The following is a 16,196-nucleotide window of genomic DNA, read 5'->3' on the forward strand; positions in this document are numbered from 1 at the left end:
CTCAGGCCGCCGACCAGCTCGCCACCGCCTGTTCCAGCACCGCGAGCGGGACCGGGCCCGACTGCAGCACCAGGTCGTGGAAGCCGCGCACGTCGAAGCGTGCGCCCATCGCGCGGCGCGCGCGCTCGCGCGCGGCGACGATGCGGTTGGCGCCGACCTTGAAGCTGCACGCCTGCCCGGGATACACGCAGTAGCGCGTCACCTCGCGCTCGGTCGCGAGCGGCTGCTCGCCGGCGTGCTCGACCATCCAGGCGACCGCCTGCTCCTTGGTCCAGCGCTTGTAGTGGATCCCGGTGTCGACGACGATGCGCGCGGCGCGGAACAGCTCGGACTGGAGGTAACCGATCCGGCCGAACGGGTCGGCCTCGAAGAGGCCGAGCTCGTCGGCCACCTGCTGCGCGTAGAGCGCCCAACCCTCTGTGTAGGCGGAGAAGCGCACCATGCGGCGGAACAGCGGCAACGCCGGGCTGTGCGCCAGCACGCTGTACTGGAAGTGATGGCCCGGCACGCCCTCGTGATGCGCGAGCGTCGGCAGCCGCCATGTCGTATGCTCGGCGGGGGTCTTGAGGTTGAGCGAAAAGACGCCGGGCTCGCCCTTGCTCCCTTCGCTGTAGAAGGCGCCCGGCGCGCCGCCTTCGATCGCGACCGGGATGCGGCGGACCACGATTGGGTCGACCGCGACGTTGCCGAAGGCGCGCGGCAGTCGCTCGATCACCCGGCGCAGCGCGGTGTCGGCGATCGCGAGCAGCCGCGCGCGGCCGGCGTCGTCGTCGGAGACGCGGAAGCGCGCATCGGCGTTGAGCGCGGCGATCCGCTCGCCCACGCTGCCGCGACTGAGGCCTTGCGTGCGCAGGCTGGCGTCGATCTCCGCCGCCAGCGCAGCGCATTGCGCGAGCCCGGTCTCGTGCAGCTCGGCCGGGGTGAGCGCGGCGGTGGTGTTGGCGCGGCACGCGGCGGCGTAATAGGCCTCGCCGTCGGGCAGGCGCCACACGCCAGCGGTATCGACCGCTCGTGGCGCCAGCGCCGCCAGCGCGGCGGCCTGACGGTCGAGCGCCGGGGCGATCGATGTGCGGAACACCGCCAGCGCGGCGTCGTCGCGGTCGCCCAGCCCCTTGGCGCGGATCCGCGCGAGCGCCGGCGCGAGCAGCGCGGACTCGAGCGGCGCGCCGTCACGCAGTGCACCGATCTGTGCCACCGTCTTGGCGATGACGAAGCCCGGCGGCACCACCCCGATCGCGGCGTCATGGCGGATCCGATCTGTCTCCTGGTCGAGCGCGGCCGGCAGCGCCGCGAGCCGCGCGCGCCAGGCGTCGACGTCGGCGGCGTCATCGATCGGGTGCCGGCTCCCGATGAAGTCGGGCAGCCAATAATAGGCGCCGTTCATCTGGCTGACGACATAGGGGCTCGGGCGCAGGTTGCCGTCGACATAGCCGTAGCGCGCCAGGAGATCGTCGAGCGTATCGTAGACGAAGCGCGCGACGTCGTGGTCGAGCGCCGATCGCGGCGACAGGCGCGCGCGATCGATCCCGGCGAGCTGTGCGCGCGCGACGCGCACCGCGGCGCGATCGGCGGCGCGTGCTGTCAGCGATCGATCGTCGAGCCGGCGACGCAGCGCGGCGTGCGCGCCGGTGTCGAAGTCGTTGGCGGTCGCCTCCTCGGGCGAGCGCGCCAGATAGGCCTCGCTGTGGCGCTGGAGCAGCGCGGCGAGCGCGGCGTCGTCGGCGCCCGTCGTCGCTTCCGCCGGCAGCGCGGCGGTGAGCAGCCCGACCGAAGAGCTGCCCAGGAACTGTCGCCGGTCGATCATGCTCTCTCCCTCAATCGTCGATCGTCCGGCGGCGCGGCCGATGCCGTCAGAACTTGTAGCCCAGCGTTCCGCCGATCACGCGATAGGACGGCTCGACCTGCACGCCGCTGTAAAAGGCTTTCTCGTAGGCATTGGCGAAATAGTGCGCCTTGAACAGATTCTCGACGAACACCGTGGCGCGCAGGCGGTCGTTCTCGAGCCCGGCGCGCAGGTTGACGTTGTGGTATCCGGGCGAGACGAACGGATAGACGGTATAGCGATAGGCGAGCGGCGTCGACAGCATCTCCGAGCGGTAGCTCCACTCGGCGCGGGCGAAGCCGTCAATCCGGTCGGTGATCGGCCGCTTGTATTGCGCCTGCGCGCCGAGCGTGAACTTGGGCGCGTTCACAAGCGGGCGACCGGTGATGTCGATCACCACGCCGTCGATCAGCGCGTTGCGATAGTCCTTGAACTTGGACTCGTTGTAGCCGGCGTTGCCGCTCAGCTTGATCGCGTCGCTGACGCGCAGGTCGAAGCTGCCCTCGACGCCGTAGCTGTCCGCCGCGGCGGCGTTGGCGATGCCGCTGACGCCGCGCAACAGGCCGGTGACCGGATCGATATATTGGAAGCGGATCGTCTGCTGCACGTCGTTCCACTTCATGTAGAAACCGGTGACGTCGACGCGCAGGCGGCGGTCGAACAGGTCGAACTTGGACCCGAGCTCGTAATTCCACAGCGTCTCGGGCTGGAAATCATTGGCGAGGTTGACGTTGTTGCTGGTCTGCGTGCCGCCCGACTTGAACCCGCGCGACGCCGTGGCGAACAGCAGCAGGTCGCGCTGGAGCTTGTAGCTCAGCGTCAGCTTGGGCGAAATGTCCTCGAACGCGGCCGAGCGGTTGTTCACCGCGGTGACGATGTCGTTGGAGCGGTTCTCGGCGTAGTTGCGCGTCTTCTCGAACGAGTAGCGGCCTCCCACCGTGGCCGAGAAGCGCTCGGTGAGGTTGAAGGTGCCCTGCGCGAAGATCGCCATATATTTAGTCGCGCTGTCGGAGATCAGTCCGGTGACGGCGAGGCCTTCGCAGTTATTGGCGCGCGCGGCGGGGCACAGCGGACTGTCCGCGCCGTGGAAGGTCTGCTGGCCGGTCACGCCGGTGTCGCGCCCGACCGAGGCGCCCAGGCTCCAGTCGAGAAAGTTGGTGCCGTTGGACTGGAGGCGGAGCTCGCCGCTGGTCGACTTGCGGGTGAGCTTCAGATTCTCGTAGAAGTAATCGCGGCTGCCGCCGTCGACATCGCCGTAGTTGAACACGTCCGACTTGAGATGGCCGACGACGGCGGTGATCGAGGCGAGGCCGACGTCCCATACCGCGCGCGTGCTGTAATATTGATATTTGCTGCCGACCCGCTGCGGCCGGTTGAAGTTCACGCGATCGGTGTTGTCGGGGAAGAAGCCGACGCCGTCAGGATTGCCGATCGGACCCGCGGTGCGGCTGTAATAGACCGACGCCCAGGTCGCCGTGACGAAGCCGGTGGGCACGCCGTTGCGCATGCCGGTGGCCTCGTCGGAGTAGCTATAAGCGAAGTCCCAGGTGAGCCCGTCCAGCGGCGTGAGCCGGGCCTGGATCCGGCCGGTGTAGAACTTGCTGTCGTTGCCTCCGCCGATCGGATTGATGTTCTTGATGTAACCGTCCGACTTTTCATACTGGCCGGAGGCGCGCAGCGCGAGCACGCCGTCGATCACCGGCACGTTCAGCACGCCCTGCGCGCGCTTTGTATCGAAGCTGCTGTAACCCAGCTCGATCTCGCCTTCGAAGTTGTTGACCGGCTTCTTGGTGATGATGTTGATCGCGCCACCCACCGAGTTGCGACCGAAGTACGTGCCCTGCGGGCCGCGCAGCACCTCGATCCGCTCGAGGTCGACGATCTGCGGGTTGCTGGTCGCGGCGGCGACGTTGAATTCGTCGATGTAGAAGGCGTAGCTGCCCTGGCGCACGTCGGCATACGGGTTGAGCTGGTTGGAGATGCCGCGGATCGACAGGTCCTTGCGGTCGCGCGAGCCGTTGGACTGGAAGCTGACGTTGGGGGTGAGGGCGAAATAGTCCTCGACGCTCTGCACGTTCTGATCGCGCAGCGTCTGCGCGGTGATGGCGGTGATCGCGATCGGCACGTCCTGGATCGACTCGGCGCGGCGCTGCGCGGTGACGACGATGTCGCCGCCCGGCGTCTCGCCGCTCGCCTCACTCGCCGTCGCGTCCTGCGGCGTCGCCTGCTGCGCCGTCGCGGGTGCCGCGAGCGCGGCGAGGAGGGTCGCCACGGCGGCGCCGTGGCGAAGCTGCGGTGCGCCGCGGCGGGTGCCGCGCGTACGATTGTTCATGCCATGCCCCTTCGATCGCCGGCGCGCGCGATCGCGCGCCGGCATGTCTGTCCACGTTCCCCTGACGTCCGCCCGCCGTGTCGGCGGTGCGCGGCCTTAGCGGCTCACTTGGTCCAGCAGGCCGGATCGGGCGGCCTTTTGGCGAGGTCGACCGGCGCGCGGACCAAGGTGATCGACGCGATCTTGCCGCCGCGCAGCTCGGCGTGGCCGGCCGCGAGCACGCAGCCCAGCTTGCCGTCGCGGCGCGAGCGGATCACGTGATAGGTGTAGAGGCGGTCACCTTGCTGGAACGCCGCCTTGAACGGCACCACGATCTCGACGTCGCCGCCGCCGGCCTGGATCTTCTGGAAATGCGTCGCCCACTGATCCACGCCGCGGATCACGGTTCGCCCCTCGAGCGTCAAGGTCGCGTCCGGCGTGAAATAGCGCGAGAAGTTCTCGGCCGTGAATGCCCCTGGCGTCTTGAATGCCTGGTCCCACCAGATAAACATCCGTGATAGCGCGTCGCTCGGCTGCTGCGCGACGACTGGTGTTGCCAAGATCATGGCCGCCGCCATCGTCGCGATCATGCGCTGTCTCATTCTCGCTATCTCCCCTTGACCGCCGCGCTACCTTGCCCCTGTCGCAACGGCTTCGTGGCGGAGTGTCGGTGAGTTGCGTTGTTGTTACAATGCCTCCGCAAGGTAGTGATCGTTGCTTTGGACGCAACGACCGGCGGTGTCAGTGCGTGACGCGGGCCGGATCGCCGTCGTCGCGAACGATCGCGCCGCCCTTCATCACGAACGCGATGCGGCGAAGCGCGGCGATGTCGGCGGTCGGGTCCGCGGGCAGCGCGACGATGTCGGCATACTGACCCGCGGCAATCTGGCCGACACTCGCCTCGCGGCCGAGCATCGTCGCGGCGCGGATCGTCGCGGACTGAAGTGCCTGGAGCGGCGTCATCCCCGCCTTCACGTACAGTTCGGCCTCGGCGACCGTGGCGTTGGTCCCGGCGTTGGGCTCGAACGGGAATTGGTCGGTGCCGAGCGCAATGTTGACGCCGAGCCGGATCGCCTTCTGCAGCATCGCCCAGTGATCCTTGCCGGTGGAGGCGACGCGTTCGAGGTACCAGTCGGGCGAGCCGATCTTGCGGTAGAACTCATAGGCACCGGGCTGGCTCACTACCATCGTCGGCACCAGCCACACGCCCTTGGCCTTCATGTCGGCGAGGACCGCGTCGTCGAGGTGGTAGCCGTGCTCGAAGCCGTCGATGCCGAACCGTAACGCCTGGCGCGCGGCCTCGGCCGAGCCGTTGTGCGCGGTGACCTTGACGCCGTTGCGATGCGCCACCTCGATCAGCGTCGACAGCTCGTCGTCGGTCATCGGCGCCGCGGAGATGCTGCCATGCGTATCGGAGATGCCGCCCGAAATCGCGATCTTGATCCAGGTCGCGCCCAGCTTGATCTGCTGGCGTACCGCGTGCGAGAGCGCGGCGGGCCCGTCCGCCTCGAGCGATCCGTGACCGCCCGTGGTGACGATCACCTCGCCCGCGGTCTCGATCCGCGGGCCGGGCACCTCGCCGCGGTCGATCGCGCGCTTGAGCGCGAAGTCGGTGCCATGGTCCTCGCCGGTGAGTCGCACGGTGGTGACGCCGGCGAGCAAGGTGCGGCGCGCATTGTCCGCCATGCGCAGCACCTCCTCGGGGTCGGTCTCGTTGAGCAGCGCGTTGCCCTGCGCGCCGGGCAGCTTGAGCCCGAGGTGGACGTGCATGTTCATCAGCCCGGGGATCAGCCACTGGCCTCGCATCGGCACGACCGTCGCACCCGCGGGCACCGCTACCGCGCCCGAGGCGCCGACCCGCACGATCCGCTCGCCCTGAACCAACACCGTGGCGTCGGCGATCTTGGTGCCCTTGGCGACGTCGACCACGGTGCCGCCGACCAGCGCCACCACCGGTACAGCCGGCGCCGCGGGGGCCTGCGCGAGCGCGGGGACGGCGGCACAGGCCGCGAGCAGCAGCGCGACGAACGATCGCTTCATGGTAGACCCCCCTGATTGCCCCGGGGCGTCTCGGCCCCGTGCCGCAGCATGGGCGATCACCGCACGCCCACAAGCGTGTTCGCGCGAGTAAGTCGTTGCGTCAGGCGCAACATCCCGCGCCATCGGACGAGCGCGGCGCGATCAGGCGAACGCGGAAATGGGGGAAATCCTGGCCTGAAGGCTCCTTCGCTGGTGCGGCGAACGCCTTCCGCCCGCGCCGGCGGGTCTCTTGGCAAGGTCGCGTTCGTTGCGCAGACTGCGCGCGAACGGGGGCGATATGAGCGACGACACAGCATCGGATCTCTCGCGCCGCGCGGCGCTTCGGCTGCTCGGCACGACGATGCTGGCCGCGGCGACGCCGCTGCGCGCCGCCGACAGCGACGCGTCGCAACGGCTGCGCGCGCTGCTCGACGACAGCGCCGCGGCCGACGCGCGGCTCGACCCGCTGGCGGCGGCCCGCAAGGGCGCGGCGGCGGGCGGGCCGGTCTTCGTCGACCCGCTCGGCGACGCTTATGCGACCACGCTGCGCGCCAACAAGGGCGCGGAACTGGCGCGGCTCGGCGCGATCGATCGCGCCGCGCTGCCGCCGGTCGACCGGATCGCCTATGACGTGTTCGCCTATCGGCTGCGCCAGACGCTCGCCTATATCGCCGACGGATCGTTCAAGGTCGCGCAGCTCACGCCGCTGAACCCGTCGTTCGGGTTGCAGGTGGAGTTCCCCGACTTCGTCGCCGGCCCGAGTGCGCCGTTCGCGACGCTGGCCGACTATGAGGACGGACTGCGACGGCTCGATGGCTTCGCCGGTCATCTCGACCAGAATGTCGTGCGGCTACGTGAGGGCGTGGCGCAGGGCTATGTTCAGCCGCGCATCATCGTCGAGAACATCCTGCGCCAGGTCGACGCGCTGCTCGCCATCCCGGTCGACGACAGCCCCTTCTTCAAGGCGATCGGGCGCATGCCCGCGAGCGTCGCGCCGGCCGACCGGGCGCGGCTGACGCTCGCGTACCGTGCCGCCATCGCGGGCAAGGTCTATCCGGCCTACGCGCGCTGGCAGCGTTACCTGCGCGAGACCTATCTGCCGCGCGCCGCCGCAGCGCCGGGCCGCTGGGCGCTCAAGGGCGGCGACGCGCTCTACGCCGCGGAGCTCGCTCGCCATACCACCACGGCGCGCTCGGCGGACGACATCCACCGGCTGGGGCTCAGCGAGGTCGCGCGGATCCGTGGCGAGATGGAACAGGTGCGGGTCACGATCGGCTTCAGCGGCGACCTGCACGCGCTGTTCGAGCACGTGCGGACCGACAAGCGCTATTATTATAACCGGCCCGAGCAGCTGCTGGCGCGCTTCGCCGCGATCGAGGCGCAGATCTGGACCGCGATCCCGCGGCTCTTCCACGATCGGCCCAAAGCGCCGTTCGCGGTGCGCCCGCTGCCCGCGCTCGGTGAGCAACGCGGCACCGGCTATTACCGCCCGGGCGAGCCCGACGGGGTGTCGCCCGGCATCCTCTATTTCAACATGGCGATGCTCAGCACACGCCCGATCCCAACGCTGGAGACGCTGACGCTGCACGAGGGCATACCCGGCCACCATTTCCAGCTGACGCTCGCGCGCGAGAATTTGGCGCTGCCGCCGCTGCTGCGCTTCGGCGAGGCGACTGCCTATACCGAGGGCTGGGGCCTGTATGCCGAGTCGCTCGGCCGCGAGCTCGGGATGTTCACCGACCCGATGCAATGGTTTGGCCATCTCGACATGGAGATGCTGCGCGCGGTGCGGCTGGTGGTCGATACCGGCCTGCACGCGCAGCGCTGGGAGCGGCAGCGCGCGATCGATTATATGCTCGCCAACACCTCGATGGCGGCCAAGGACGTGGCGGTCGAGATCGATCGTTACATTGCCTACCCGGGCCAGGCCTGCGCGTACAAGATCGGCGAGCTCAAGTTCCGCGAGCTGCGCGAGCGCGCCGCCGCGGCGCGTGGCGCCAGCTTCGACGTGCGCGACTATCATCGCGCGGTGCTCGACACCGGCGCGTTGCCGATGGACGTGCTCGACGCCAAGATCAGCGCGTGGATCGCCGCGGCTTGAGCGACCCGCACCGCACGACGCCACGCTGGAACAGGACGATCCGATGCCCGAAGCCTTCCTCTGCGACGCGGTGCGCACCCCGATCGGCAAGCTCAACGGCGCACTTGCGGGCGTGCGCGCGGACGATCTCGCCGCGGTGCCGCTGCGTGCGCTGGTCGAGCGCAACCCGACGGTCGACTGGGCGAGCGTGGACGATGTCCTGCTCGGCTGCGCCAACCAGGCCGGCGAGGACAATCGCAACGTCGCGCGCATGGCGGTGCTGCTCGCTGGCCTGCCCGAGACCGTGCCGGGAGTGACCGTCAACCGGCTGTGCGGCTCGGGGCTCAACGCGCTCGGCATGGCGGCGCAGGCGATCCGCTGCGGCGACGCCGCGCTGGTGGTCGCGGGCGGGGTCGAGAGCATGACGCGCGCGCCGTACGTCATGGGCAAGGCCGCGGGAGCGTTCGACCGGGCGCAGCAGCTCGAGGACACCACGCTCGGCTGGCGCTTCGTCAACCCGGCGATGCGCGCGGCGTACGGCGTCGACACGATGCCGCAGACCGCCGAGCACGTCGCCGAGCGATGGGGCGTCTCACGCGCCGAGCAGGACGCCTTCGCGCTCGCCAGCCAGGAGAAAGCCGCGGCGGCGATCGCCAGCGGGAGGCTCGCGGCCGAGATCGTCCCGGTCACCATGGCGCGGCGCGGCGCCGAACCGGTCGTCGTCGCGGTCGACGAGCACCCGCGCGCGACCAGCCTCGCAGCGCTCGCGCGGCTCACCCCGGTGGTCCGCGCCGATGGCACCGTGACCGCCGGCAACGCCTCGGGGCTCAACGACGGCGCCGCGGCGATGCTGGTGGCGAGCGAGACCGCGGCGGCGCGTCACGGGCTGAGGCCGCGTGCGCGCGTGTTGGGGCTGGCGCTCTCGGGCATCGCGCCGCGGATCATGGGGGCGGGGCCGATCGAGGCGGCGCGCAAGCTGTGCCGGCTCACCGGCGTGGGGCTCGACCGGCTCGACGTGATCGAGCTCAACGAAGCCTTCGCCGCACAGGCGATCGCGACGCTGCGCGACCTCGGCATCGCGCCCGACGACCCACGCGTCAACCGCAACGGTGGTGCGATCGCGCTGGGCCATCCGCTCGGCATGTCCGGCGCGCGGCTGGCGCTGACCGCGGCGGAGGAGCTGCACCGCATCGGCGGCCGCTACGCCATGGCGTTTATGTGCATCGGCGTCGGCCAGGGCATCGCGCTGATGCTTGAGCGGGTCTGACCCTCGCGAAAGCCGGTCGCGCTGAACATGGACGCGCCTGGGCCGCAGGATCGCGCCTGCGGCCGATCTATGGTCAGGCGTAGCGAAGCACGGTCTTGCGGCGCAACGCATAGCCAATGACGCCGAAGCCGAGGATCATCATCATCCAAGTGGAAGGTTCAGGAACGGCGCGCTCGACAGAGAAGGTGAGACCGCGATTTTCCGGCACGACGAATTGAACGACCTTGCCGTTCTTTTGAAACCCGGCAACGCCTGACCAGGCAAGGGTCAGCGGGGTTTGAGAAAGTGGCGAGATATAGTTGTAGCCAATCAGCGCCGGGCTTGTCGCATTTACGCCGTTATCATACGTCTGATCGAAGGCGAGATAGAAGCCGTCAGCTCCGGTGCGAAACTCGACCTTGTTCGTAACTTCATATAAGCCGGTAGACAGGCCTATCGCGGCAGTGCGGATCGGGAGAACATAAGGATTGGGCCTCAGATCAGAAGACTCGCCCGTCAGGTAGATTGAGATTGGCGTCTCGAAGAGGCGCTGACCGGAATCGATCTGAGCTAAACCGCTTAGGTTGATGGTGTAATTGAAAACCTCAGCGCTACTTGTGGTGGCCACGAGCGACAAGGCGCCTGCCAGCGAAGTCGCAAAAAGCTTTCTCATCCGTAACCCCTCGATCGTCGTGCGTCGGCACATCCCACAGAAGTAATGATCTGTTCACCAGACGTTAAGCCGAAACTTGCCGATATTGGGCGTTCAGCCTTTAGAGTTACCCTGGATAAGCCGTGGGCGCTGGCCTCCGCTCCACGACGCCAGCGGCGCCGGTGGCGTCGTGGAGCGAGCGAAGGATGTTGCTCGAGAGAAGAGCGACATGCTCACTCATGATCGTCGCCACGAAGCTCGGCGAGGCGATAGTCGGCGCGCCGCGAACGCCGGGAGCAACGAACGACCGACGTTGGAAGATCGGCAGGCTAAAGGAAACGATCGCTCCCGGGTCCAAGTCGATCGGTCGTGCTTACTCGTTGCTGTGCAGCCCGGTGACGAACGCCGCGACATTGTCCCCCAGTGCGTCGGTGGCATAGCCGCCCTCCATCACCGTCACGATCGTCAGCCCGGTCGCCGCGAGCCGAGCGGCCAGCGCGGCGAAGTCGTGGCGCACGAAGGTGAAGTGCGAGATCGGGTCGCCGGCGTAGAGATCCGCGCCCAGCGACAGCACGAGCAGTCGCGTGCCATAGCGCGTGATCGCGTCCAGCGCGCGTTCCAGCGCGGGTTCGTAGCTCGCCCAGCCCGTGCCGCGCGGCAGCGGCAGGTTGAGCGTCGCGCCGCGTCCCGCGCCCGTGCCGGTCTCGTCGGCATGGCCCCAGTAGAAGGGATAGTCGGTCGCCGGATCGGCGTGGATCGAGACGAACAGCATCCCGCCATCGGCGTAGAAGATGTCCTGCGTGCCGTTGCCATGGTGATAGTCGACGTCGAGGATCGCGACCGGACCGAGCCCGCGGCGCCGCGCCTCCGCCGCCACGATCGCGGCGTTGTTGAGGTAGCAATAGCCGCCGAGATAGTCGCGCCCGGCGTGGTGACCGGGCGGACGGCACAGCGCAAACGCTCGCCGCGTCGCCCCCGCGGCAACCTCGTCAAGCGCGGTCAGCGCGGTCTGCGCCGACCAATAAGCCGCCTCCCATGTGCCCGCCGCGATCGGCGTGCCCGCGTCGTAGCTATACCGTCCGAGCCGCGCGTCGATCCGCGTGAGGTCGAGCGCGCGCCGCCCGACCACCGGCCAGGTGTAGCCGATCGCGTCGCCCTGCCGCCCTGCGGCGGTCCAGTCGTCATGCGCGACGCTGAGGAAGGCGAGGTAATCCGGGTCGTGCACCGCCGCGAGCGGCGCCATGCCGAGGTCGCGCGCCGGGGTCGTGGCGCCGAGCGCCGCCTCGATCGACTCCGCGCGCGCGGGGCATTCGTTGTAGGCGACCCAGTCGCCGTTGTGCAGCTCGCGCGTGGGGGCGTGCGCCAGCTGGCGCCGGTCGAACACGATCGTCACGCGAAGCTCCCGTCGACGCAGCCCTGCGCGAAGGCGTAGAGCCGCGCCATCTTGTGATTGATCGAATCGCGCCCGGCGCTGCCCTGATGGCCGGCGGCGAGGTCGGTGAGCAGCAGCGCGGGCGCGCGCGCGGTCGAGGCGGCGCGGACCGCCGCGACCAGCTTGGCGGGCTCCCAATAGCCGACGCGATCGTCCTTGAGCCCGGCGGTGGTGAACAGCGGCGGGTAGGGCGCCGGCCGCACATTCTCATAGGGCGAGATGCCCAGCATGTAATCATAGTCGGCCGCGCTCGACAGCGGATCGCCCCAGTCGGGGCGGAACAGCGGCACCAACGGGTGGTCGGCGTCGCTCATCGTGTTGAGCATGTCGACGAAGGGCACGGTCGCGATCACCCCGGCCCAGAGCGCCGGTGCCAGGTTCATCGCGCCGCCCACCAGCAACCCGCCGGCGGACAGGCCGTAGGACACGATCCGGCCGCGCGCGGCGTGGCCGGTCGCGGCGAGATGCTGCGCGCAGGCGATGAAGTCGGTGAAGCTGTTGCGCTTGTGGTGGCGCCGCCCGTCGAGGAACCAGCGCCGGCCCTTTTCCGCGCCGCCGCGCACGTGCGCGATCGCATAGTTCCAGCCCTGCTCGACCAGGACGGTCGGCGCGACGTCGAACAGCGCCTCGCTCGACACGCCATAAGCGCCGTAGCCGTAGAGCAGCAGCGGGGCGCGCCCGTCCGCGCGCGCGCCACGGCGCGTCAGCAGCGTGATCGGGACGCGCTCGCCGTCGGGGGCGGTGGCGTAGAGCCGGCGCACGGTGAAGCGCGCGGGGTCGTAGCCGGCGAGCCGCTGCGTCGCGACCGTCGTCACGCGCGCGCTCGCGAGGTCCACCGTGACCCAGCGCGGCGGCGCGGCGGGGGTCTCGATCGTGGCGCGGCAGGTCGCTGCGGCATAATCCTGCTCGCCCGGCACGGTCAGCGCATAAGCGTCGCCGGCGAAGGCGACCTCGCGCACGGTGCCGCCGGGCGCGAGCAGCATCAGCCGCGGCAGCGTGTCCCGCCGCTCGACCCAGGCGAGCGCGCGACGGAACGGCATCAGCTGCAGGATCTGCGTGCCGGCGCGATGCGGCACCAGCGTGCCGGTCTCGGCGAAGCTGCGACGGTCGAGCCGCGCGACGCGGCCGTCGATCGTCTGCTCGTCCTCGATCAAGGCGACCAACGCGCCGTCCCACTCGTCGATCGCGTAGCGGCGCCCGGGCGCGCGCGGGCGGACCAGCGCGGGGGCGCGCTCCTCGGCGTCGGCGGCGACGAGCCGCACCTCGCTCGTGTCCGGGCCCGAAAGCGTGATCGCGACGAAACCGTCCGCCGCGGTGCGCGCGATCGCCATGAAGATCGCGGGGTCGTGCTCCTCATAGACCAACACGCGCTCGCCGCCGGTCGCCGGCGTGCGATACACCCGCGTCGGCCGGTTGCGTGCATCGCGCCAGATCCAGAACAGCCAGCGCGACGACGGCGAGAACACCAGTCCGCCATAGCCATAGGCGTCGGTGTCGACGACGACGCGCACCGCGCCGCTGGCGAGATCGCGCACGCACAGCCGATGCCGGTCGTTGCCGCCGACGTCCTCGGCCCAGGCGTAGAGGCGCCCGTCCGGGCTGACCTGCTGCCCGGTGGTGCGGTAATAGGCCTCGCCGCGCGCGCGCTCATTCTCGTCGAGCAGCAGCTCGACCGTGGCGGTGCCGGCGCGGCGGCGGGTGTAGCGCGGGTGCGCGCCCGCGCTCGCGTCGACGCTATAGGTCCAGCCGCCGCGCCTGACGTCGGGTTCGCCGCCGCCCAGCGGCGCGCGCGCGTCGAGCGCGGCGAGGAAGCGGCGCTCCGTGGCCGCGACGCGGTCGAGCATTGCGCCGGCATAAGCATTCTCGGCGAGCAGATGGTCGCGGATCGCGGGCGGCATCGTCGCGATGTCGCGCTGCCCCTGCGGCGGGACGTATTTGAGCCAGGCGTACGGATCGTCGCGGGTGCGCCCGAGCTGGCGGCGCAGGAATGGCACGCGCGGCGTAACGGGAGGCGCTGGCAGCACCGCGTTGGCGGCGCGCGCCGGGCCCTCGGTCGCGACCAGCAACGCCGCCGCACTGGCGCCGACGAGGAAGCGCCGGCGCGCGTGATCGATCAGAGGGGAGGGCATGACGGTCAAGGATCCTCGCGCGCTGCGTCGGCGCCGACGCTAGGGCCAGGCCGGCGCGTGCCGCAATCGCGCGTGAAGGAATGGCCCGATCGCGACGGCGATCGGCCCTGTCCGCGCGGCCATGCCGCAAGAAACAGCGTCAACTACGATCTCCGACAGCATTGTTGAAAAGAATGGGGGCGGCGATGCGCACGATCGTTTCACAACTCGCGGGGGCGAGCATCCTGGCAGCGGCAACGATGACGCTTGCGAGCACCACCGCGGCGGCGCAGACCGCGCCCGCCGCGGCGGACGCCAACGCCGACGCCAACGCGGACGGGGCAAGCGAGCGCGAAATCGTCGTCACCGCGACCAAGCGCGACGAGGCCGCCAGCGACGTCGCCGGCGCGGTCTCGGCGGTGACCCAGGAGAATCTGCAGCGGCTCAACGCGCAGAGCCTATCGGACTATATCACGCGCGTGCCCGGCGTGGTCTTCAACGACTATCAGCCCGGCGTCTCCGAGGTGGTGATCCGCGGCGTCGCCTCGACCACCTATCACGAGGCCAACCAGGCGACGACGGGCTATTACATCAACCAGATCCCGCTGGTGGAGCCGGGCTTCCCGCTCGTCATCCCCGACGTGGACGCGTTCGACGTCAAGCAGGTGGAGGTGCTGCGCGGTCCGCAGGGCACGCTGTTCGGCTCCTCGTCGCTGGGCGGCGCGGTCAATTACGTCGTCAACGAGGCCGATCCCACCCGGCTCGACGCCGGGGCGGAGGGCATCGTCTCGAGCACACGGCGCGCGGGCGAGGCGAGCTACGCCGCCAAGGCGATGGTCAACGTGCCGCTGGTCGACGACAAGCTGGCGGTGCGGCTGGTGGCGTTGCAGCGCTATGACGCGGGGTATCTCGACAATGTCGGCACCGGCGAGAAGGGCAGCAACGACCTGCGCGTGCGCGGCCTGCGCGGCTCGGTGGTGTGGCAGCCGGGCGCGACGACCAAGCTCGCGGCGCTCGCGATGTACCAGGAATATGACCTCGACGACCAGACCTACGTGCTGTTCGGCGACAATCCCAAGACGTTCGAGCGGAACACCAACGTCGACGAATATCAGGACACCGAGATCCAGCTGTACAGCCTGCGGCTCGACCAGGAGCTCGGCTTTGCCAACTTCACCGCGATCGGCAGCTATACGCAGAAGAAGGCGGATCTGGCGTTCGACGATTCGATCTTCCTCGGCATCGACGCGCGCACCGGCACGCCGCAGCTCTCCAGTTCCACCGGCAAGTCCACCACCTATTATGGTGAGATGCGGCTCGCCTCGAGCGGCACCGGGCCGTTCACCTGGCTGATCGGCGCCAATTACACCAGGCTGCGGTCGGACTCGACCGACGGCGCGCGGCTCGACGGCATCGCCGATTATATCGATGCCAACCCCGGCGATTTTGCCAATCAGCCGAGCAGCGTGATCGCACCGGGCGACCTGCTGCGCCGTACCCTCAGCACCAACCGCGTGCGCGAGATCGCCGCTTTCGGCGAGCTGGCCTATACCTTCTTCGACCAGGTGACGCTGACGCTCGGCGGGCGCGTCTTCCAATATGAGTCGCGCCCGCGCCTGCAGTTCCTGCCCAACGCCGCGCTGATCGCGCCGTTCGACTATCAGCCCGGCTCGCAGAAACAATCGGGCTTCGTTCCCAAGGTGTCGCTCGCCTACAAGCCGAGCGACCGCTTCACGCTCTACGGGCTCTACTCCGAGGGTTTCCGCATCGGCGGCGTCAACGTGTTCAGCGCCGCCTCGAATACGCCGCTGACGTTCGGCAGCGACAGCACGCAGAATTACGAGGTCGGTGCCAAGTTCGAGCTGGTGCCGGGCGCGATGTCGTTCGATATCGCCGCCTTCCACATCAAGTGGAACGACATCCAGTCGCGGCTGTTCACGCCCGTCACCTTCGACGCCTATACCGTCAACGGCGGCGGGGCGAAGATCGACGGCGTCGAGCTGTCGCTGGTCTTCCGCCCCACCGCCAACCTGACCTACAGCGCCAACGTCACCTACAATGACGCGCGCCTGTCGGGGCTGCTGCCCGACAGCAATGCGGCGGGGGGCGGCTACGCCGCGGGCACGCAGCTGCCCGGCGCGTCGGACTGGATCATCGCCAACCAGCTCGACTGGGAGCTGCGGAGCTCGCCGCTACGGCCGCGCATCGGCATCGCGCACCGCTATCTGTCGGCCGCCCCGGTTGCGTTCGGCGCGACGTTGCAGAAGGGCGACTACAGCCTGGTCGACCTCAACGCCGCGATCCGGCTGGGCGACGGCATCGAGGCCGGGGTGTTCGCCAAGAACCTGTTCGACACCTACGGCATCCTCAACGCGCCCTTCTCCTTCGCCGGCAGCGTCACGCGGCCGCGCACGATCGGCGCCAACCTGCGTTTCGCGCTGCGGTGAGGGGCGGGGCGGCGGCCATCGCGGCAAGCCGGTATGACGGGCTTGTCCCGGCGCGACGCGCGTGGCAGCTTCGCGACGA

Annotated in this window: 10 protein-coding genes; 3 read left to right on the forward strand and 7 right to left on the reverse strand. The window is 69.4% G+C overall.

The window, feature by feature from the left end:
* Nucleotide 1: 1 nt before the first annotated feature.
* From QBJ89_RS09440 to QBJ89_RS09455, 4 genes are all read right to left on the reverse strand, one after another.
* Nucleotides 2-1,804 carry a DUF885 domain-containing protein gene (locus QBJ89_RS09440; protein WP_277980263.1) on the reverse strand — a complete coding sequence of 601 codons (1,803 nt, stop codon included), beginning with the start codon at nucleotides 1,802-1,804 and terminating at the stop codon, nucleotides 2-4.
* Nucleotides 1,805-1,850: 46 nt separating this feature from the next.
* Nucleotides 1,851-4,154: a TonB-dependent receptor gene (locus tag QBJ89_RS09445; protein ID WP_277980264.1), complete on the reverse strand. Its 2,304-nt coding sequence runs from the start codon at nucleotides 4,152-4,154 to the stop codon at nucleotides 1,851-1,853.
* Nucleotides 4,155-4,258: 104 nt separating this feature from the next.
* Nucleotides 4,259-4,723, reverse strand: coding sequence for a hypothetical protein (locus tag QBJ89_RS09450; protein ID WP_277980265.1), 465 nt, complete (start codon nucleotides 4,721-4,723; stop codon nucleotides 4,259-4,261).
* 151 nt (nucleotides 4,724-4,874) lie between these two features.
* Complete coding sequence (locus tag QBJ89_RS09455) at nucleotides 4,875-6,173, reverse strand: amidohydrolase family protein (protein WP_277980266.1); 1,299 nt, start codon at nucleotides 6,171-6,173, stop codon at nucleotides 4,875-4,877.
* A gap of 277 nt (nucleotides 6,174-6,450) precedes the next feature.
* Here QBJ89_RS09455 and QBJ89_RS09460 point away from each other — a divergent pair, with 277 nt between their 5' ends.
* Both QBJ89_RS09460 and pcaF read left to right on the forward strand, forming a co-directional pair.
* Nucleotides 6,451-8,253 (forward strand): DUF885 domain-containing protein, encoded by a 1,803-nt coding sequence (locus QBJ89_RS09460; protein ID WP_277980267.1) that lies wholly within the window; start codon nucleotides 6,451-6,453, stop codon nucleotides 8,251-8,253.
* Between the two features lie 43 nt (nucleotides 8,254-8,296).
* On the forward strand, nucleotides 8,297-9,499 hold the full coding sequence (gene pcaF / locus QBJ89_RS09465; RefSeq protein ID WP_277980268.1) for a 3-oxoadipyl-CoA thiolase: 1,203 nt from the start codon (nucleotides 8,297-8,299) through the stop codon (nucleotides 9,497-9,499).
* Nucleotides 9,500-9,572: 73 nt separating this feature from the next.
* Here the strand turns inward: pcaF and QBJ89_RS09470 are convergent, their stop codons facing one another.
* From QBJ89_RS09470 to QBJ89_RS09480, 3 genes are all read right to left on the reverse strand, one after another.
* Entirely contained in the window at nucleotides 9,573-10,151 is a 579-nt protein-coding gene (locus QBJ89_RS09470; RefSeq protein WP_277980269.1) for a PEPxxWA-CTERM sorting domain-containing protein, read from the reverse strand.
* 352 nt (nucleotides 10,152-10,503) lie between these two features.
* Entirely contained in the window at nucleotides 10,504-11,523 is a 1,020-nt protein-coding gene (locus QBJ89_RS09475) for a histone deacetylase family protein (RefSeq protein ID WP_277980270.1), read from the reverse strand.
* The gene (locus QBJ89_RS09480; RefSeq protein WP_277980271.1) at nucleotides 11,520-13,691 is read right to left on the reverse strand and encodes a prolyl oligopeptidase family serine peptidase; all 2,172 of its coding nucleotides are present in this window, start codon (nucleotides 13,689-13,691) and stop codon (nucleotides 11,520-11,522) included. Before QBJ89_RS09480 ends, QBJ89_RS09475 begins: the two co-directional genes overlap by 4 nt.
* A gap of 185 nt (nucleotides 13,692-13,876) precedes the next feature.
* Between QBJ89_RS09480 and QBJ89_RS09485 the strand changes: the two genes are divergently transcribed.
* Nucleotides 13,877-16,117, forward strand: coding sequence for a TonB-dependent receptor (locus QBJ89_RS09485; protein WP_277980272.1), 2,241 nt, complete (start codon nucleotides 13,877-13,879; stop codon nucleotides 16,115-16,117).
* The last annotated feature ends 79 nt before the right edge of the window (nucleotides 16,118-16,196 follow it).

The organism is Sphingomonas phyllosphaerae, assembly GCF_029623345.1.
GTDB classification, from domain to species: domain Bacteria; phylum Pseudomonadota; class Alphaproteobacteria; order Sphingomonadales; family Sphingomonadaceae; genus Sphingomonas; species Sphingomonas phyllosphaerae_C.